We start from the raw sequence: 17864 nt of genomic DNA, 5'->3' as shown, positions 1-17864 counted from the left end.
AATCCTCGCGGATAAGCCCTTGCCATTCACTAGTAGTTAGCGTTTAATAACAGCATGTTATTGAACGGTGACCTTCCTACAGAGGACTTTCACCTCATTAGTTCATGCCCATGCTGGGCGTACACAATCTGTTTAAGAGTGGTTCGCAACGCGTGGCATTTTTACTATGCGTCGCGTTTAGTGATTAAGGTGGTATGTGGGAGCTTCAGTATTGCGTTGCTCACACCTTAACAGGGCGTTATGTTCTTCTGAAGGTTATTCATGTTCCCTAATTTACAAGCTGCAACGACATCTAAAGATCCTTTTGTAATAAATTTAGTTTCGGTTATTTCAGAGGTCGCATGTAAGCCATATTTCAAAGACCACTTGGATAAATCTCAGAAAGAACAAAAGGCAATAGTTACTTCGTTTCAACGTGAGCTGAGGAATGAATTATTCATGGGGGTATTAGGCGTCGATTGGACTACGGAGTTTATGCCAAGTGACTCTTCTCGGGACTCTATTGATATTTATGGTGAAGGCGATGGTTTTGTTGTTGCGATTGAGCTAGATAAAAATAGAGCAGATCAGGTGGCTAAAAAGTTTGTCTCACGAATGGCCATCCTTCCAGACATCAAAGTTTATTACATCTCCATATGCTATCCTGGAACTAAAAGTATGAGTAAATCTGAGTGTGTTAAATATTTCGGCTATTGTGGTAACTTGGCTAAAAGGATGGGTAATGAGTATCTTGGGTTCACTATTGAGCCCAGAACATAACAAATAAGGATAGGCCGCGCGTAGCCGCGACCTTATCCCAAGTGTTGAACAAGCCCGATGCTGGTTGTTGACACTTTATTATGCAAATAGCGGATTGAGAATGTGTACTGGCGAAGGTCTTATTTTAAAAGAGACTTTTATGCAGACATGACCCGCCCTTAGCGAACGAGCTAATATTTTTATTACCTACTCATCAAGCTGTTATCGAGTCCTCATTCTGTTTGGTTAACCGGTTTTGTTTCCTAATAGTGAAATCCAATGTTTTTCTGGTTTAAATCAGAATAATATTCCGAAGGCAGATAAACGACTGACGATGATACAAGGATTTTAAGCGCCATACTGGCGTTCAGGAAGCACTCTGTAGTTATTTGTGCTTTTAGGAAACAAAGCCTGGTTAACCCGTTATCCTTATACTTCTTGCCTTAGGCGATGATGTTAGCGTCTGTCGGTCGATGACGCACATGAACGCCCATAAAATGCATCGCGAGATGGCAACAAGGGCAATAGCGCACGGCTAAGGCACGTTTGACCTCTGGTAATACGGGGAAAGCGGCTCCTGCGACAGCCAGCATCAGTTGGATTTGTTGCCGTAGCGTTTTGGCATTGCCTCGCAGTAAGCCATAGTCACGCACTCGCCGTAATCCTTTGGGTAACACATGTTGTAATATCAACCATAGAAATTCGACCGCGGGCAAGCTGCGTACTTGTTGGCAGCGAGTCTGACTGTCTTGATAGGTAAAACTCACCTGATTATCGACATGACGACAAATACTGCTGTCGGGTAAAACGCCCCGATAAAGGTAGCGCGACAGATATTGCAGTGCAGGAGCACCTTTACCGACAAACTGACAATCGACCACCCATTTTGAGGGAGATTGATGTGGCAGTTTAAGCTGAAGCGTGTCACTCAGATAAGCCAGTAAACGTGCTCGCCACACCTTGGCAAGATTAAAGGCGTTAAATAAGTAATGGGTTTTACACTTACGCCATTGCCGCTTGCCAGAGTGGTAGCTCCCTGCGGGGATAATGAAGTGCAGATGTGGATGGTAGTCTCTACGCCGACTGTGAGTATGCAATACCCCCGTGAAGCCGATGTCACCACTGAGCTTGGGGGAGCGTGCTGCAAAGTCTTTGAGTACACTCGCTGCCACGGTAAACATGGCGTGATAGAACGGCTCGGGTTGCGACTTTGCTATGGCTCTTAATTCAAACGGCAAGGTAAAGGTCACCATAAAATAATTCACCGGTAATAACTTAGCTTGTTGTTTACTCAACCAGTCACATGTGGTGCCATGTTGACACTGTGGGCAACTGCGATGACCACAAGAGAGCGGAAACTCAAGCTGTTGCTCGCAGGTTTGACAATCCCAGCAACTCACCCTCGCCGTGTTACAGCGACAGCTGAGCATGGCATGGATAGCATCCTGTATTTCTGGGGTGATTTGATGGGCATAACGCCGCCGAAAATCCGCCAGATGTTGACGTAAGATATCGATAAACTGGCTCATAGCCCACACTCCCACCTCAAGGCTAAGCCGTTGGTCAGTTGGTTAATCGCCTCACAGGTATTTTTGCGGGTGATATCAGTGAGCTGCGTGTAACGGGCGGTGGTATTCAGGCTATGGTGGCCGAGCAGTGTTTGCACCGAGCGCAAATCGAGTCCTTGTTCCAGCAAATGGGTGGCATAACTGTGACGTAGACTGTGCGGACTAATGGCTTTATGAATATTGCACTCGGAAATGACTTGCTTCATGGCTTTTTGGAGCCCACCTCTGTCCATGAGTGAGTCAGGTTGATTATCTTTACCCGGAAATAGCCAACGAGGATGACGGTGGGTGCGCCAATAATAGCGTAAGGCTAACAAGGTGCGTTGAGGTAACGGCACCAGTCTATCCTTGCCACCTTTAGCATCACGGATATGCACTTGCATCAGCCCCGCATCAATATCCCCGACCTGTAATGAAATCGCTTCACCAAGGCGCAATCCCATGCTGTACAGGGTTAAGAAACAAACCTGATAACGCAGTTGACGCGTGAGGCTGATAACCATCGCGACCTCGCAGGGCGTCAGGATATCGGGCAGGTGTTTCACCTGTGGTGGCTTAACAATATTAAGCCACTGCCAAGATTTGTTGAGGACGTGAAAGTAGAAAAACTGCAAGCCGTTGCGGTCGAGTTTGACGGTACTCCAAGAATGTGAAGCAATCAAATCAGCAAAATAGCGCTTCAAATCATCGGTGGTCAAGGTGTCGGGGCAGCAGTCAAAATATGCCGCAATACGGCGTATAGCTCGGCTATAGGCATCAATGGTTGCAGGCCGCTTGCCTTGCAAGGTTAAGTTGGTAAGATGTTGTTCATAAAGTAAATCAAAGCGTTGTTGTTCGTGAATGTCCATGATGATACTCCTAGGATTGCGACCGAAGCAGGTCGCGTCTAGCAAGTATTTAGGATGAGGGGCAAAAGGATGGCTTTATCTTTATCTTGTTCCTGCCGCAAAGCGGCTTCGTTCAACAATCGCATCAAGTCGAGCCCTGAAAAGCGGGCGCAGGGACATCTCCATATCAATTTTTATCCGAAATTCACCTGAGGCAGCCGATGTCCTGACACGCTTTTGTCCCTTTCCTTTTTAGCTAAACAAATTATGCGCAATAAAAAACCAGCACTTGGCTGGTTTTTTTATTGGGAGCGAATCCTACGCAAATGTTATTGCACACGCTCTACATGCGCGCCCAACCCTTGGAACTTCTGCTCGATATGCTCATAGCCGCGATCTAAGTGATAGATGCGATCGACAATGGTTTTACCATCGGCGACTAAGCCTGCGATCACCAAGCTTGCCGACGCACGTAAATCGGTCGCCATTACCTGCGCACCACTCAAAGACTCAATGCCTTGGATAATACAGGTATTGCCTTCAAGCTCCATGGTCGCGCCCATACGGATAAGTTCTGGCACGTGCATAAAGCGGTTTTCGAAGATGGTTTCGGTAATGGTCGCCGTGCCCTGGGCTAATACGTTGAGCACGCAGAACTGCGCCTGCATATCGGTTGGGAAACCAGGATATGGTGCCGTCTTGATATTTACCGCTTTTGGACGCTTGCCTTCCATATCGAGCTCAATCCAATCTTCACCTGTAGTGATCTTGGCACCCGCATCTTCGAGTTTCGCGATAACAGACTCTAACGAAGCAGGGTCTGCCTTTAAGCAACGGATACGACCACGGGTCACAGCGGCGGCAACAAGGAATGAACCGGTTTCAATACGATCCGGCATCACTCGGTACTCACAGCCCTGTAGACGTTCAACGCCTTGAATACGCAGTGTGGCACTGCCGACACCGGTGATCTTCGCGCCCATAGCAATCAAACAGTTAGCTAAGTCGATCACTTCTGGTTCACGGGCAGCGTTTTCAATCACGGTTTCGCCATCGGCAAGTGCCGCGGCCATCAATAGGTTTTCGGTCGCGCCTACGCTCACCATGTCCATAAAAATATGGGCGCCCTTTAAGCGACCATCGACACGGGCCTTGATATAACCTTCTTTCACTTCAATCTTGGCGCCCATCATTTCGAGGCCATGTAAGTGAAGGTTTACTGGACGAGCACCAATGGCGCAACCACCGGGTAATGATACGTCTGCGGTGCCATAGCGGGCTAATAACGGCCCAAGGATCAGAATCGAGGCACGCATGGTCTTAACGAGGTCGTAAGGAGCACAAAACTCATTAAGGTTCTTGGTCGAAATACGGATCTTACCTTCGCCCAACTCATCCACATCGGCGCCTAGGCAACGCAGCAATTTGCAGCTGGTGCTCACATCACGCAAATTAGGGACGTTCGAGACCACAAAGTCAGTTTCGGCTAACACGCCTGCCATTAGAATCGGCAGCGCAGCGTTTTTGGCACCGGAAATAATCACATCACCAGCAAGCGGAGGGCTTGCTTGAATCGCTAATTTATCCACTTTTCCTCACTACTAGCTGTTGAAAATTTTCTCGCGTTTCCATTGAGTCGGCGTGAAAGTTTTAATCGTTAATGCATGTAACTCACCGCTGGCGATATAGCTCATCAGGGGTGCATAAATGGCTTGTTGTTGTTTTACGCGGCTCATACCGTCAAAACATTCACCCACGGCAATCACTTTGTAGTGGCTGCCATCGGAGCTGGCGTGCACTTCATCGAGTGCTAACGCGTCACGTAAAATCTGTTCTATTAAGCTGCATTCCATGAAATTCGGTACCTTTTCAATTCGCTTCTTCGGTGAAGAAGGATTGTAAATCATATAAATCGATTAATTTTTTTAACTGCTCCGATGCCGAGCACAGCTTCAGTGGCGTGCCATGCTGGCGCACTAACGCCAGCAAAAATGCCACACCAGCACTGTCGCTGTACTCCAGTTCGGCGAGCGACAACATTTGGGTATCTTGGCTTAACAGGCTTTGCCTTTGCGGCCATAGCTCGACCACTTGCTCCTGTGATAAACGCCCTTTTAGGTGGCAAATGTTACCCTGTTGCACAAATTCAACCACGGCGCTTACTTCCCTGCTTTAGGCTTTTTAGTCACTTTGTCTTTGGTGCGCTCTTCCAGCATCTTAATCACTGAATCAATCCCCTGTTGGCGGATAAGGTTCGAGATTTCAGATTGCTTAGAGGACAGCAAACTCACGCCTTCAGCGACTAGGTCAAACGCCTTCCAAGAGTCATCCTTGAGGCGACGAACTTTAAACAACAGCTTAATCGGCGGACGACCCGCTTCGATAATCTGTACGTTTACATCGACAATCTTCTCATTGCTGAAATCACTACCAGGCGAAAACTCCACTTTTTGGTTAGTGTATTCGGTAAAAGCTTGGGCATAGGTTGAAACTAAGTAGCCTTCAAAAGCATCGACGAAACGATTGCGCTGATCTTCAGTCGACTCTTTTAAATACTGACCTAACACTTTGTAAGAAGCGTATTTATAGTCGATGTAAGGCATTAATTCTTCACGCACAATCACTTTGAGATGATCCGCATCGGCGTCAATCAACGCCTTGTCTTTGTGGAACCGGTCGAAGGTTTTGTTGGCAACAGATTTCACCATGGCATAAGGATCCATAGTGTTAACCTGAGCGTCATCCGCCAGTGCGGTCGTTGCAGTAAACATCCATACTAACGGCAGTAATAAGCGCGATAAGCGTTTAAACATAGCGGTAACCCCTATTTATCCTTTGAACCCATACTATATAAGAACTGACCAATCAGATCTTCTAACACTAATGCTGAGCGAGTATCGTCAATTTTGTCGCCATCCTTAAGCATACTCACGTCATCATCGACAAAGCCTGGTGTTAATCCGAGGAACTGCTCACCGAGCAAACCTGAAGTTAAAATAGCTAAGCTACTGGTTTCAGGAAATTTATCGAAACGCTTGTCCATCACAATCGTCACCACAGCCACCAGTTTGACTGGGTCTAAATCAATCTTACTCACGCGGCCAACCACGACGCCGCCAACCTTGACCGGAGAGCGTACCTTCAAGCCACCGATATTGGTGAAGTTGGCGGTGAGGGTATAGCTACTGTCGCTGGTCTGCACTTCGATATTGGCGACTTTAAACACCAACACCAAAAAGGCCGCTAAGCCCGTTAAGAGAAACACACCCACTAATAATTCAATTTTTCGTGTCAACATGCTCAGTTACCACTCTGTTAATCCGTCTATCTGTATCCTTGGCGCTGCAATCCGTTAGCGGCCAAACATCAGGGCTGTTAGTAAAAAGTCCAATGCCAATACGGCGAGGCTCGATTGCACCACAGTTGAAGTAGTTGCACGGCTTATCCCTTCTGGATTCGGCACCACTTGATAGCCGCGGTATAAGGCAATCCAAGTCACCACCACGGCAAATACGCCACTCTTAATCAGGCAGTTCACTATGTCTTGGCGCCATTCTACCGAGGCTTGCAGAATCGACCAGAAGGCACCGCCATCGATCCCCTTCCATTCCACGCCCACTAAATGGCCGCCATAAATACCTACCGCAGTAAACATCAGCGCCAACAACGGCATGCTTATTACACCCGCCCAAAAGCGTGGCGCAATGATTTGCCGCAGTGGGTCAATCGCCATCATCTCTAAGCTGGATAACTGCTCGGTACTCTTCATCAGACCGATTTCGGCGGTGAGTGCCGAACCTGCGCGGCCAGCAAATAATAGCGCTGTGACCACAGGACCGAGTTCACGCAGTAAACTTAAGGCCACCATCGGGCCTAAACTCTCCTCCGTACCAAACCCGACTAAGATGTTGTAGCCCTGCAGCGCCAATACCATGCCGATAAACAGGCCGGAGACCACAATAATGACCATAGATTGTACGCCGACCACATAGATTTGGCGCACTAATAATGGAAAACCTTTACGCACCCGAGGCCAACGAACAATCGCGCCCCAGAGCATCAGGCCTGCACGGCCAAAACCGAGCACTAACTCGATAGCGCTGCGGCCAAGGTCGGCAATACTATCTAATAACTTCACTTGCCAACTCCTTTTGCCAATAATTCTTGCTGGTAATCCTTTGCCGGATAATGGAACGGCACAGGGCCATCTGGCGCACCTTGAATAAACTGCTTGAGCTGCGGATTATCCGCATGCTTTAACTCCTCAGGCGTGCCATGGGCAATAACTTTTTTATCTGCAACCACATACACATAATCTGCAATCCCGAGCACTTCATCCACATCGTGGGACACCACAACCGAGGTTAAATTAAGAGCATCGGAAAGTTCGCGGATAAGCTTAACCAGCACGCCCATAGAAATAGGGTCTTGTCCGGCAAAGGGTTCATCGTACATGACCATTTCTGGCTCAAGGGCGATCGCCCGAGCAAGCGCAGCGCGGCGCTGCATCCCACCGGATAACTCGCTGGGCATCATTTGCGCGGCGCCCCGTAGACCAACGGCCTCAAGTTTCATCAGCACGATAGTCCGAATAATCTCTTCGGGCAGGCCTGAATGTTCACGTAGCGCAAAGGCAACGTTATCGAATACGTTAATATCGGTGAATAATGCGCCACTTTGAAACAACATACTCATGCGCTTGCGCAGTTCGAATAATTCGCTACGGCTCGCCGCATGCACATCCTGTCCATCGAACAACACTTGGCCGCTATCGGGCGTTAATTGGCCGCCGATAAGCTTGAGCAAGGTGGTCTTACCTATACCACTCGGTCCCATAATGGCGGTGACTTTGCCCCTAGGGATAGACAGGCTAATATCTTCATATATGACACGCTGGCCACGGCGAAAGCCCAAATGACGGATCTCAACCAACGGCGTTTGTTCTTGAGTCATGCTTGATTCCGATATTTGAAAAGAGGTGGCCTACGCTTCCTGCCCAGACCAATCGAAGAGCCGCAAATTGTACGTAATTGCGCTTTAACCTACAACAGAATCGACACTATCGTCCTGCGATACTTTCAATTTGCCTCATTTCCAGCGAGAATGCGCCCTAAGTTTTCGCTCTGTGAAGCTAAAGTGTTACTTAATGTTTTCAGCTGTGTTGATAAATTAGCAAAATGGTTTTGTAAACGCTCACGACATAAGCTAATTGACACAAAGATTATGTGAGTACAACTTAACTTAAAAACGCTATTGAGTTCTGCAATTAAGCATCAAACTGGCCATCATAGTTACCTTACTCACTGCGGGTGGCAAAAGGGAAATACCAAAGACGATGATATTGCTCAAGGCATTCAATGGCTAAACGATATATTCTGCCCTAATGCCTAGGCGCAGAGCTTAAACAATAGCATGCGACTCAAAGTAACAAGCCGTTAATTTTATCATCTTTATCGCGTACCAAATTGTGCTATTCCAATCCCAGACGGGGCGACAAAGACAATGCAAGAAGAGAGATAGACATGGTAGACCAATCACAATTGCGCCAGTGGGGCTGTAAAGTCATCGATATTGAAAAATCGGCCCTCGACAATCTTTATCAATATGTCGATTCCGTTGAATTCGCCCAAGCCTGCGAGTTAATCCTCAACTGCACCGGCAAAGTCATCGTGATGGGGATGGGGAAATCTGGCCATATTGGTAATAAAATCTCTGCTACCCTCGCCAGCACTGGCACCCCTGCCTTCTTTGTGCATCCAGGCGAAGCCAGCCATGGCGACTTAGGCGTACTCTCTGATAATGATATTATCCTCGCCATTTCGAACTCGGGTGAATCGAGCGAAATCCTTGCGCTGATGCCCGTTATCCAACGTAAAGCCATTCCCGTGATTGCCATGACGGGCAAACCTGAGTCCACGATGGCACGTTTGGCCAAAATTCATTTATGTATTGAAGTGCCTGAAGAAGCCTGTCCGCTCGGGCTTGCGCCAACCTCGAGCACCACCGCAACCTTAGTGATGGGTGATGCGATGGCCATTGCGCTGCTGCAAGCCAAAGGCTTTACTCGGGAAGACTTTGCAATGTCTCACCCAGGCGGTGCCCTAGGACGTAAGCTGCTGCTTAAAGTCAGCAACGTGATGCACAGTGGCGATGATTTACCACTGGTTAAACACGATATTTGCATCACCGATGCCCTGTATGAAATCTCCAAGAAGGGCCTAGGCATGACGGCGGTGATCGATGAACAAAACAAACTCGTGGGTATTTTTACCGACGGCGACCTACGCCGCGTTATCGATGCCCAAGTCAACCTACGCACCACGCCTATCGCCGATGTGATGACGCGAAACTGTGTCACAATTACTGAAAACGTCTTGGCAGCACAGGCGCTGCAAGTGATGGATTCCAAAAATATCAACGGCCTGATAGTGATAGATAAAGACAATCATCCTGTCGGTGCGCTCAATATGCTCGATATGGTTAAAGCGGGAGTCATTTAATGCCACAGCAAGGATTTTACGGCCCGATCAGCGATGATGTGTGGCAAAGAGCGCAAAAAATTAAACTGCTGATCTGCGATGTGGACGGGGTATTTTCTGACGGCCGCATTTATTTAAGCAACTCGGGTGAAGAGCTCAAAGCCTTCCATACCCGCGATGGTTATGGCGTGCGTTCATTATTGACCAGTGGCTTTAATCTGGCCGTGATAACAGGCCGCCAGTCTAAAATTGTTGAAAACCGCATGACGGCCCTCGGTGTAACCCATATTTATCAAGGTGTGGATAATAAATTTGTCCCCTATGAAGAACTGCTGTCGCTCTACAATGTCACACCAGAAGAAGTTGCCTATATCGGTGATGATATTGTCGACCTGCCAGTGATGAATGTCGTCGGTCTTGCCGTCTGTGTCGCCGATGGACATCCCTATGTACGCCAACACGCCCATTTTGTGACCCAGTTAAATGGTGGTCATGGTGCGCTCAGAGAGCTGACAGATCTATTACTTCTGAGTCAAAACAAATTTACCTCAGCCCATGGGATGAGCATATGAGTCGTGTGACCCTCGCCATTATTGCTTTTTTTGGTACTGCACTCGTGCTGTATTGGCAGGTCCAACAAAAACGCGGTGGCGATACCGATAGCAGCCTGAACGATACAAACAGACCCGACTACATTATCGAAGATCTGCGCAGCATCGAGTTTAACGAGCAAGGACAAGTCAATAGTCGCGTCACGGCAAAGCACATGGAACACTATGAGCTTAAAAACCAAACCGACTTTATTCAGCCTGTCTATCTTGTGTATCCCGACCAAGGTAAAGCAAAATGGCAGATCAGAGCCGATCAAGGTCGACTCAACAAAGATACTGGCAAGGTTGTATTAGAAAATAATGTTATTATCGATGCCATCAGCCCTGGTGAACCGATACAAACCTTGTCCACCAGTTTTTTAGAACTCGATCTCAACACAATGATAATGACCTCTGACCGCATCATTTACGTCACAGGGAAAGATTTTAATATTCAAGGGCAAGGCCTTTATGCCGACCTTAACGCGCAGGAAGTGCAATTGACCAGTCAGGTAGTAGGAACCTATGAAGCAAAATAACATATTACTTGCCAGCCTAATGCTAATGACAAGCATGAATGCCTTCGCCAAGATCGGTGACTTACAGCAAGAAGTGAAAATTAAAGCCGTCAGTCAAACTGCGGACATTAAAAACAATCAGATCATTTTCTTCGGTCCCGTTGAAGTTGTTCAAGGCTCAATTAAAATCCATGCGGATCAACTCCGTGCATTTTCTGTCGAAGGCGAAAATAGTAAAGTCTTACTGGCTACAGGAAATCCAGCAACCTACAGCCAAATCCTTGATGATGGCCGCCCTGCATCTGCTAGCGCCAAAGAGATTCGCTATGAAATGGCCACTCGGACGTTGACCCTAACTGGTACAGCGACCCTAGACCAAGCGGGTAGTCAAGTTACAGGCAATTTAATTCGTTACGATATTATTCAGCAAAAACTGATCGCCGAAAGTAGCGGCAATGGTGATGATCGCGTAATTACCATTATTCAACCTGATAATTATCAGGAAGAACTCAAAAATACACCAACAGATAAACCTGTGAAAAAACAGGATTCTAAATGACCCAAATCACCTTAAAAGCACAGAATCTCGCCAAGAGTTATAAGAGTCGTCAGGTTGTCAAAGATGTCAGCCTGACGGTAAAAACGGGTCAAGTCGTCGGCCTACTCGGCCCTAATGGCGCGGGCAAAACCACCACCTTTTACATGGTCGTGGGCTTAGTTAAAAGCGATAAAGGCCATATCTTTATCGACGATGATGATTTAACCGCCGATCCTATGCATCTGCGCGCCCGCAAAGGTATTGGTTACCTACCACAGGAAGCGAGTATCTTTCGTAAATTAACCGTACACGACAACATCATGGCGGTACTGCAAACCCGTAAAGAGCTCAATAGTGACCAGCGCGAAGAAGCACTAGAGCAACTGCTAGAAGAGTTCCATATCACCCATATTCGTGACAGCCAAGGCATGTCCTTATCGGGCGGTGAACGTCGCCGCGTCGAAATTGCCCGCGCCTTAGCGGCCAACCCCAAGTTTATTCTGCTTGATGAGCCCTTTGCGGGCGTTGATCCGATCTCCGTTATCGATATCAAGAAAATTATCGAGCAGCTTAAGAGCCGAGGCCTTGGAGTACTGATCACTGACCACAATGTGCGCGAGACCTTAGACGTCTGTGAACATGCTTACATTGTGAGTCACGGTAATCTTATTGCCGAGGGCACACCCGCAGAGATCTTAGACAATCAGCAAGTTAGGGCTGTGTACTTAGGTGAACAATTCAGGCTATAGTTACTAAAACAAAGCTAATAAGCCTTGAATTTGAGAGCGCTAGGCTCCATCCATATGATATCAAGCGACCTAAACTCACAATAATAACCTAGGGATCAGCGGTAACATGAAAGCGTCACTCCAGCTCAAACTGGGTCAACAGTTAACCATGACGCCACAACTTCAGCAGGCCATTCGCCTGCTGCAACTGTCGTCATTGGAACTGCAACAAGAAATCCAGCAAGCCTTAGACTCTAATCCTCTTCTCGAGCTGGAAGAGGAGCAATTTGACGCGCCTAGCGAACGTAAGCAAGATATCGCCGATACCGACTTTAGCGAAACGACTGCCCAGCCACAGGAACAAGATAATTCCACCGTGGACATTGCCGAGTCGCTGACCAAAGAATCTCTGCCCGAAGAGTTACCCATGGATACCACTTGGGATGAAGTCTTTACCGCATCGCCAAACTCAGGTTCTGGCGCCAGCCGTGAAGATGACATGCCCTTCCAAGGGGAAACTAGCGAGGGGTTGTACGAACATTTAGAATGGCAAAAAAACCTCACACCCTTCTCTGAAACCGATTTAGCCATTGCCACCGCGATTATTGATGCCATTGACGATCAAGGTTATCTCACTCAAAGCACTGAAGATATCCTCGAAGCCATGGGCAATCCCGAGATTGAACTCGACGAAGTTGAAGCCGTGCTCAAGCGTATTCAACATTTCGACCCCGTTGGTGTCGCGGCAAGGGATTTAAGCGAATGTTTACTGATCCAGCTATCTCATTTTTCGCCTGATACCCCTCACATCGAAAACGCCCGCATGCTGATCAAAGATCATTTAGATCTGATCGCCGCTCGCGACTTTAGGCTGTTAATGCGTAAGACCAAACTGAAAGAGGACGAGTTAAGGGACAGTATTGCGCTGATCCAAACCTTGAACCCTCGTCCCGGTTTACTCATCACCCCTGTCGATGAAGAATATGTGATCCCCGATGTATCGGTGTCGAAGAAAAACGGCCGTTGGGTGGTCGAATTAAACCCTGACTGCATGCCAAAAATCAACGTAAATCAGCAATATGCAGCCATGGCGCGTAGCTCAAAAAATCAAGCAGATAGCCAATTTATTCGTGGTCATTTGCAAGAAGCCAAGTGGTTTATCAAAAGCCTTGAAAGCCGTAACGAAACGCTGCTCAAGGTGGCAAACTGCATAGTGCAATACCAACAGGGTTTCTTCGAATACGGTGAAGAAGCCATGAAACCTATGGTCCTAAACGATATCGCCGAGGCGGTAGAGATGCATGAGTCCACCATTTCACGGGTGACCACACAAAAATACATGCATACCCCAAAAGGACTTTTTGAACTAAAATATTTCTTCTCAAGCCACGTCGGGACGGATGATGGCGGTGAGTGCTCATCCACAGCAATCAGAGCTTTCATTAAGAAACTGGTTGCAGCGGAAAACCAGAAAAAACCATTAAGCGACAGCAAGATGGCTCAACTTCTGGCAGAACAGGGAATTAACGTTGCGCGCAGAACCATTGCGAAGTACCGAGAAGCGATGCTTATTCCCCCTTCCAATCAGCGTAAAAGTTTATAGCCTATTGTGAGTATCGGAGGACGTTTCTATGCAAATAAACCTAAGTGGACACCATATCGAGATTACTGAATCGTTACGGGCATATGTTGAGGAAAAGTTTTCAAAACTTGAACGTCATTTCGAACAGATCAATAATGTGCACGTTGTGCTCAATGTTGAGAAAATGCAACAGATTGCCGAAGCGAGAATCAACCTCACCGGTGGTGAAGTCTTCGCGACTTCAGAGCATGCAGATATGTATGCTGCCATAGACGTCCTGATTGATAAACTTGATCGTCAGGTTATTAAACACAAAGAGAAGTTAACAAAACACTAGCAATGGAACTTCGTACCATACTGCGGCCGGAGTGCACAACCTGCGCCACTCCGGGCAGTAAGAAAAAGGTACTGGAACTCATCAGCGACTTAGCCGCTGCCCAGTACCCCACCCTCTCATCTCAAGAGATCTTCGAAAGCCTCGTGGCGCGCGAAAAGATGGGTAGCACAGGTATAGGTAACGGTATCGCCATTCCACATGGTCGATTAACCGATATAACACAACCCATAGCGATATTGATAAAATGTGAGGAGCCGATAGCCTTTGATGCTATCGATAAACAACCCGTCGATATTTTATTTGCACTACTCGTGCCTGCCGACCAATGTCAGCAGCACCTAAGTACCTTGTCATGCATGGCTGAAAAGCTCAGTGACAAGCAAATATTAAAACAATTGCGCAAGACGCATGATGAAACGGAACTCTATCAGGTAATCATTGGATGAAACTGGTCATAGTGTCAGGGCGTTCAGGCTCAGGCAAATCGGTCGCACTTAGAGTGCTTGAAGATCTCGGCTACTATTGTGTCGATAATTTGCCTTTGCCTTTGATTGGCAGTTTGCTTGAACAGCTCAAAGGCAGTAACGATCTCGTTGCTATCAGTGTTGACGTGCGCAATTTACCAGAGCAAGACAAAGTGCTGGTTAAACAGCTTGCCAGCCTGCCTACGGGCACTGAACTCACCAGCTTCTTCTTAAACTCCAGCGATAAAGTGTTGCTCAAACGCTACAGTGAAACGCGGCGCTTACATCCCTTATCTAAGAGCCGAGTGTCACTGCAAGAAGCCATCAAGCTTGAAGGCAAATTGCTCGAGCCGCTGTCACAGCAGATGGATCACTATATAGATACCTCGAATCTGAATATCTATGAACTCAGCGACCAAGTGCGGCAAATACTCCTTGGCAGTGTCGATAAGGAACTGGTGATCAACTTCGAGTCCTTCGGTTTTAAGCATGGTATGCCGACCGAAGCTGACTTTATGTTTGATGTGCGCTTTTTGCCAAATCCCCATTGGGAACCGGAGCTTAGACCTCTCACCGGTTTAGATGAACCCGTAGCGGAGTTTTTAAATCGCCAGCCACTGGTGAATAAGTTCATCTGGCAAATCGAGAATTTGCTCGAAACCTGGTTGCCCCATTTAGAGCGCAATAATCGTAGCTATCTCACGATTGCGATTGGTTGCACAGGTGGCCAACACCGCTCAGTCTATGTAGCTGAGCAACTAGCTAAACGTTTTAGTAATGGCAAACATAAAGTCAATGCGCGCCATCGAGAGTTGAGCCATGCCAAAACTTGAGCGCCAAGTCACCATCTGCAATAAACTCGGCTTACATGCCCGCGCCGCCACAAAGCTCGTAGTGCTTGCTTCTGAGTTTGATGCCAGCATTACGCTGATCCAAGGTGAAAAACAGGCCTCTGCCGCCAGTGTATTGGGTTTACTCATGCTCGAGACGGGCATGGGTAAAACCATCACCCTCATCGCCGAAGGCCCGGATGCCGAGCCTGCACTTAATGCCATTTGTGCCCTTATCGACGCTAAGTTTGACGAAGCCTGCTGATGGTATCATCTCGATGATCCCTGCCGGTATTCAGTATCCTGTTTGGTTTTGATTTCAGCACCTTATACCAGTAAAACACATTTGTGACTCGACGCCCTCCCGTGCGCTAAATTACAATGTACTGCTGCGCTTTGGCTTAAGTCCTCAATAGCTAAACGCCAACCCATCCACCGCCGCCATGGAGGAAACATGCCTGTAGAAGCCTCAGACAGTTTACAAGCCGAACACCGTCTCGACCAACTGAGTCAAGCCCTCAACAGTGGTATGTTTGTGCATGTCAGGCAAATGCTACAAAATATGGCGCCGTCAGATATCGCATTGATTTTAGAATCGTCACCTCCCAAAGCTCGGCAAGTGTTATGGCAACTCGTCGATCAAGATCAGCTCGGGGATATTCTCGATGAACTCAGCGAAGAGTTAAAAGACCCGCTGATCAGCACCATGAGTCCAGAGCGAGTCGCCAAGGCTACCGCCAGCATGGATACGGACGATCTGGCTTATATTCTGCGAAGCCTGCCAGATACTGTGTATAAACAAGTATTACAGTCGATGAGTCTGCAAAACCGGCAGCGAGTCGAGCAGGCGCTCTCTTATCCCGATGAGACCGCAGGCAGCTTAATGAACACCGACACAGTAACCTTAAGACCCGATGTCAATATCGATGTGGTACTGCGTTATTTGCGCCAACGGGGCAACCTGCCCGACACTACCGATACTTTATACGTGGTGGATAAACACGATCGCGTGCTTGGTGGGGTCAAACTTGCGGATCTGCTCACCTGCGATCCCAATACTCATATCAGCAGCATTATCGATACCGATATCGAGAGCATTCCCGTGGGCATGTCCGACAGTGAAGTGGCGCAACTGTTCGAGCGCCATGACTGGGTGTCAGCGCCCGTGGTCGATAGTGAGGGCAAGTTGCTCGGCCGGATCACCATCGATGACGTGGTGGATGTTATCCGTGAAGACGCCGAGCACTCTATGATGGGGATGGCGGGGATGGACGATGATGAAGACACCTTCGCCCCAGTACTCAAAAGTACCTTCCGCCGTTCACTCTGGCTCACTATTAATCTGTTTGCGGCTCTGCTGGCTGCCTCTGTCAGCAATATGTTTGAGGGCACTATTGAACAGTTTGCCACGATTGCGATTTTAATGACGATTGTACCGAGCATGGGCGGCGTCGCAGGGAACCAAACCTTGGCCCTAGTGATCCGCGGGATAGCCCTAGGCCATATTGGCCAAAGTAATGCCCGCTGGCTGATTGGCAAAGAACTCGCTATTGGCTTTTTGAACGGCCTCATGTGGTCGATGTTAGTGTTTATCGCGGTATTAGTTTGGAAAGATGATATGGCGCTTGCCAGCCTGATTGGCGGTGCAATGCTCATCAATATGACAGTCGCAGGACTAGCAGGCGCCAGTATTCCGCTGATCTTAAAGCGCTTAAAAGTAGATCCGGCGTTAGCGGGCGGTATGGTGCTCACCACAGTCACCGATGTGATAGGTCTGTTTGCCTTTCTCGGATTAGCGACTTTATATTTAATGCACTAGCACTGGTCTAAGCCTTGCCAAAGCGAGCAACAAAAATGGCGCTATTTCGCGCCATTTTTAATGAGTCCATTAGACATTATTTTTTAGGCGGCTGAAAACCATAACTGCTCAAAATTGCCTGTCCTTCAGGGGATAAAATAAACTCGGCTAAAGGTGCGGCTGCACTATTGGCATCCTTTAACACCAATAGGCCATAGTCGGCACCAACGGCTAAATCTGGCGGTAAATCGACAATCTTAAGGCTCGGCACTTCTTTTTGTGCCAGCACCGCATTAGTGCAATAGGTTAAGAATACGTCTGCCTGCTTGTTTTCCATCACCCAAGCATAGGGATTACGATCCTTGGGCGGTTTAGCACTCTCAGGCCCACCCGTCAGCTGCATGGCTTTGGTTTCTAATATAGTTTTCGCATTGGGTTTTAAGGCCTCGGCTTTCGCAAACACTGCCCAAGCGTAGTCGCCAGCGGGATCGGCTTTTGGCGTCGAAGTCCCGAGTTTAGTTTGCGGCGCGAGCAGGGTATCTAATAAGTTCGCGCTAGTGAGTGGCACTTCCGCTTGAGCAATGGCACAGAGCTGGTTACGGGCAAACATTTGCACCTGTTGACCCACTCCCGCATCGACTAAGGCCTGCGGGTGTTTCATATTCGCCGAGGCAAAAATATCAACCCGCTCCCCCTCTTGGATCCGCTTAAGCAATAAACCCGAAGGCGCATACTGCGCTCTGAAGGATCCCCTCATAAATCAGCCATAGCATAGCCATATTTGAGCAACTGATTGGCGAATAATACCCAGGCCGCCAGCAATTCTTTCTCCGTGATTTGATAATCAGGCCGCCTGAGTACCTCCAA

The 17864-nt window shown here is 48.0% G+C and carries 21 protein-coding genes and 1 pseudogene; 12 read left to right on the top strand and 10 right to left on the bottom strand.

Annotated features, from left to right (window positions below):
- The first annotated feature begins 261 nt into the window (after positions 1-261).
- Complete coding sequence (locus AEA42_RS14635) at positions 262-759, top strand: hypothetical protein (RefSeq protein WP_055648109.1); 498 nt, start codon at positions 262-264, stop codon at positions 757-759.
- A gap of 422 nt (positions 760-1181) precedes the next feature.
- Here the strand turns inward: AEA42_RS14635 and AEA42_RS14630 are convergent, their stop codons facing one another.
- The 9 genes from AEA42_RS14630 to mlaF form a co-directional block, all read right to left on the bottom strand.
- The gene (locus AEA42_RS14630; protein ID WP_055648108.1) at positions 1182-2267 is read right to left on the bottom strand and encodes an IS91 family transposase; all 1086 of its coding nucleotides are present in this window, start codon (positions 2265-2267) and stop codon (positions 1182-1184) included.
- Positions 2264-3154 (bottom strand): site-specific integrase, encoded by an 891-nt coding sequence (locus AEA42_RS14625; RefSeq protein WP_055648107.1) that lies wholly within the window; start codon positions 3152-3154, stop codon positions 2264-2266. The genes AEA42_RS14630 and AEA42_RS14625 overlap by 4 nt, the downstream gene beginning before the upstream one ends.
- Positions 3155-3462: 308 nt before the next feature.
- Complete coding sequence (gene murA / locus AEA42_RS14620; RefSeq protein ID WP_011073687.1) at positions 3463-4722, bottom strand: UDP-N-acetylglucosamine 1-carboxyvinyltransferase; 1260 nt, start codon at positions 4720-4722, stop codon at positions 3463-3465.
- A gap of 12 nt (positions 4723-4734) precedes the next feature.
- Positions 4735-4986, bottom strand: a complete 252-nt coding sequence (locus tag AEA42_RS14615; protein WP_011621481.1) for a BolA family protein — start codon at positions 4984-4986, stop codon at positions 4735-4737.
- Between the two features lie 16 nt (positions 4987-5002).
- Entirely contained in the window at positions 5003-5287 is a 285-nt protein-coding gene (locus AEA42_RS14610; protein WP_047538719.1) for an STAS domain-containing protein, read from the bottom strand.
- A gap of 5 nt (positions 5288-5292) precedes the next feature.
- A complete protein-coding gene (locus AEA42_RS14605) occupies positions 5293-5946 on the bottom strand; it encodes an ABC transporter substrate-binding protein (protein WP_037427135.1) in 654 nt (217 codons plus the stop codon).
- Positions 5947-5957: 11 nt separating this feature from the next.
- Complete coding sequence (mlaD, locus tag AEA42_RS14600; protein WP_037427133.1) at positions 5958-6431, bottom strand: outer membrane lipid asymmetry maintenance protein MlaD; 474 nt, start codon at positions 6429-6431, stop codon at positions 5958-5960.
- A 54-nt stretch (positions 6432-6485) separates the two neighbouring features.
- Positions 6486-7271, bottom strand: coding sequence for a lipid asymmetry maintenance ABC transporter permease subunit MlaE (gene mlaE / locus AEA42_RS14595; protein ID WP_037427131.1), 786 nt, complete (start codon positions 7269-7271; stop codon positions 6486-6488).
- Positions 7268-8086, bottom strand: coding sequence for a phospholipid ABC transporter ATP-binding protein MlaF (mlaF, locus tag AEA42_RS14590; protein WP_037427130.1), 819 nt, complete (start codon positions 8084-8086; stop codon positions 7268-7270). Before mlaF ends, mlaE begins: the two co-directional genes overlap by 4 nt.
- A 569-nt stretch (positions 8087-8655) precedes the next feature.
- Between mlaF and AEA42_RS14585 the strand changes: the two genes are divergently transcribed.
- The 11 genes from AEA42_RS14585 (at position 8656) to mgtE (ending at position 17018) form a co-directional block, all read left to right on the top strand.
- Positions 8656-9633, top strand: coding sequence for a KpsF/GutQ family sugar-phosphate isomerase (locus AEA42_RS14585; RefSeq protein WP_037422034.1), 978 nt, complete (start codon positions 8656-8658; stop codon positions 9631-9633).
- The gene (gene kdsC, locus AEA42_RS14580) at positions 9633-10184 is read left to right on the top strand and encodes a 3-deoxy-manno-octulosonate-8-phosphatase KdsC (RefSeq protein WP_037422031.1); all 552 of its coding nucleotides are present in this window, start codon (positions 9633-9635) and stop codon (positions 10182-10184) included. Before AEA42_RS14585 ends, kdsC begins: the two co-directional genes overlap by 1 nt.
- Positions 10181-10741: an LPS export ABC transporter periplasmic protein LptC gene (gene lptC / locus AEA42_RS14575; protein ID WP_055648106.1), complete on the top strand. Its 561-nt coding sequence runs from the start codon at positions 10181-10183 to the stop codon at positions 10739-10741. Before kdsC ends, lptC begins: the two co-directional genes overlap by 4 nt.
- Entirely contained in the window at positions 10728-11279 is a 552-nt protein-coding gene (lptA, locus tag AEA42_RS14570) for a lipopolysaccharide transport periplasmic protein LptA (protein WP_055648105.1), read from the top strand. The genes lptC and lptA overlap by 14 nt, the downstream gene beginning before the upstream one ends.
- Entirely contained in the window at positions 11276-12007 is a 732-nt protein-coding gene (lptB, locus tag AEA42_RS14565) for an LPS export ABC transporter ATP-binding protein (protein WP_037422019.1), read from the top strand. Before lptA ends, lptB begins: the two co-directional genes overlap by 4 nt.
- 106 nt (positions 12008-12113) lie before the next feature.
- Complete coding sequence (locus AEA42_RS14560) at positions 12114-13589, top strand: RNA polymerase factor sigma-54 (RefSeq protein ID WP_037431329.1); 1476 nt, start codon at positions 12114-12116, stop codon at positions 13587-13589.
- Between the two features lie 28 nt (positions 13590-13617).
- Complete coding sequence (gene hpf / locus AEA42_RS14555; protein WP_007650503.1) at positions 13618-13905, top strand: ribosome hibernation promoting factor; 288 nt, start codon at positions 13618-13620, stop codon at positions 13903-13905.
- 2 nt (positions 13906-13907) lie between these two features.
- Positions 13908-14351 carry a PTS IIA-like nitrogen regulatory protein PtsN gene (gene ptsN, locus AEA42_RS14550; RefSeq protein WP_037422014.1) on the top strand — a complete coding sequence of 148 codons (444 nt, stop codon included), beginning with the start codon at positions 13908-13910 and terminating at the stop codon, positions 14349-14351.
- On the top strand, positions 14348-15202 hold the full coding sequence (gene rapZ, locus AEA42_RS14545) for an RNase adapter RapZ (protein WP_037422011.1): 855 nt from the start codon (positions 14348-14350) through the stop codon (positions 15200-15202). Before ptsN ends, rapZ begins: the two co-directional genes overlap by 4 nt.
- The gene (locus AEA42_RS14540) at positions 15189-15464 is read left to right on the top strand and encodes an HPr family phosphocarrier protein (protein WP_011627201.1); all 276 of its coding nucleotides are present in this window, start codon (positions 15189-15191) and stop codon (positions 15462-15464) included. The genes rapZ and AEA42_RS14540 overlap by 14 nt, the downstream gene beginning before the upstream one ends.
- Positions 15465-15653: 189 nt before the next feature.
- Positions 15654-17018, top strand: a complete 1365-nt coding sequence (mgtE, locus tag AEA42_RS14535) for a magnesium transporter (RefSeq protein ID WP_037431332.1) — start codon at positions 15654-15656, stop codon at positions 17016-17018.
- A 76-nt stretch (positions 17019-17094) separates the two neighbouring features.
- Here the strand turns inward: mgtE and AEA42_RS14530 are convergent.
- Positions 17095-17736 (bottom strand): annotated as a pseudogene (locus tag AEA42_RS14530) (molybdate ABC transporter substrate-binding protein); the annotation flags it as partial.
- Positions 17737-17864 lie beyond the last annotated feature (128 nt).

Source organism: Shewanella sp. Sh95 (assembly GCF_001308045.1).
Classification (GTDB): Bacteria; Pseudomonadota; Gammaproteobacteria; order Enterobacterales; family Shewanellaceae; genus Shewanella; species Shewanella xiamenensis.
This window is presented reverse-complemented; position numbering and strand designations above follow the sequence as displayed.

Bases quoted from the DNA above. Each gene is read 5' to 3' on its own strand.
- AEA42_RS14635 (WP_055648109.1), top strand. From the start codon at position 262: ATGTTCCCTAATTTACAAGCTGCAACGACATCTAAAGATCCTTTTGTA.
- AEA42_RS14630 (WP_055648108.1), bottom strand. From the start codon at position 2,267: ATGAGCCAGTTTATCGATATCTTACGTCAACATCTGGCGGATTTTCGG.
- AEA42_RS14625 (WP_055648107.1), bottom strand. From the start codon at position 3,154: ATGGACATTCACGAACAACAACGCTTTGATTTACTTTATGAACAACAT.
- AEA42_RS14615 (WP_011621481.1), bottom strand. From the start codon at position 4,986: ATGGAATGCAGCTTAATAGAACAGATTTTACGTGACGCGTTAGCACTC.
- AEA42_RS14605 (WP_037427135.1), bottom strand. From the start codon at position 5,946: ATGTTTAAACGCTTATCGCGCTTATTACTGCCGTTAGTATGGATGTTT.
- mlaD (WP_037427133.1), bottom strand. From the start codon at position 6,431: ATGTTGACACGAAAAATTGAATTATTAGTGGGTGTGTTTCTCTTAACG.
- mlaF (WP_037427130.1), bottom strand. From the start codon at position 8,086: ATGACTCAAGAACAAACGCCGTTGGTTGAGATCCGTCATTTGGGCTTT.
- AEA42_RS14585 (WP_037422034.1), top strand. From the start codon at position 8,656: ATGGTAGACCAATCACAATTGCGCCAGTGGGGCTGTAAAGTCATCGAT.
- kdsC (WP_037422031.1), top strand. From the start codon at position 9,633: ATGCCACAGCAAGGATTTTACGGCCCGATCAGCGATGATGTGTGGCAA.
- lptC (WP_055648106.1), top strand. From the start codon at position 10,181: ATGAGTCGTGTGACCCTCGCCATTATTGCTTTTTTTGGTACTGCACTC.
- lptA (WP_055648105.1), top strand. From the start codon at position 10,728: ATGAAGCAAAATAACATATTACTTGCCAGCCTAATGCTAATGACAAGC.
- lptB (WP_037422019.1), top strand. From the start codon at position 11,276: ATGACCCAAATCACCTTAAAAGCACAGAATCTCGCCAAGAGTTATAAG.
- AEA42_RS14560 (WP_037431329.1), top strand. From the start codon at position 12,114: ATGAAAGCGTCACTCCAGCTCAAACTGGGTCAACAGTTAACCATGACG.
- hpf (WP_007650503.1), top strand. From the start codon at position 13,618: ATGCAAATAAACCTAAGTGGACACCATATCGAGATTACTGAATCGTTA.
- ptsN (WP_037422014.1), top strand. From the start codon at position 13,908: ATGGAACTTCGTACCATACTGCGGCCGGAGTGCACAACCTGCGCCACT.
- rapZ (WP_037422011.1), top strand. From the start codon at position 14,348: ATGAAACTGGTCATAGTGTCAGGGCGTTCAGGCTCAGGCAAATCGGTC.
- AEA42_RS14540 (WP_011627201.1), top strand. From the start codon at position 15,189: ATGCCAAAACTTGAGCGCCAAGTCACCATCTGCAATAAACTCGGCTTA.
- mgtE (WP_037431332.1), top strand. From the start codon at position 15,654: ATGCCTGTAGAAGCCTCAGACAGTTTACAAGCCGAACACCGTCTCGAC.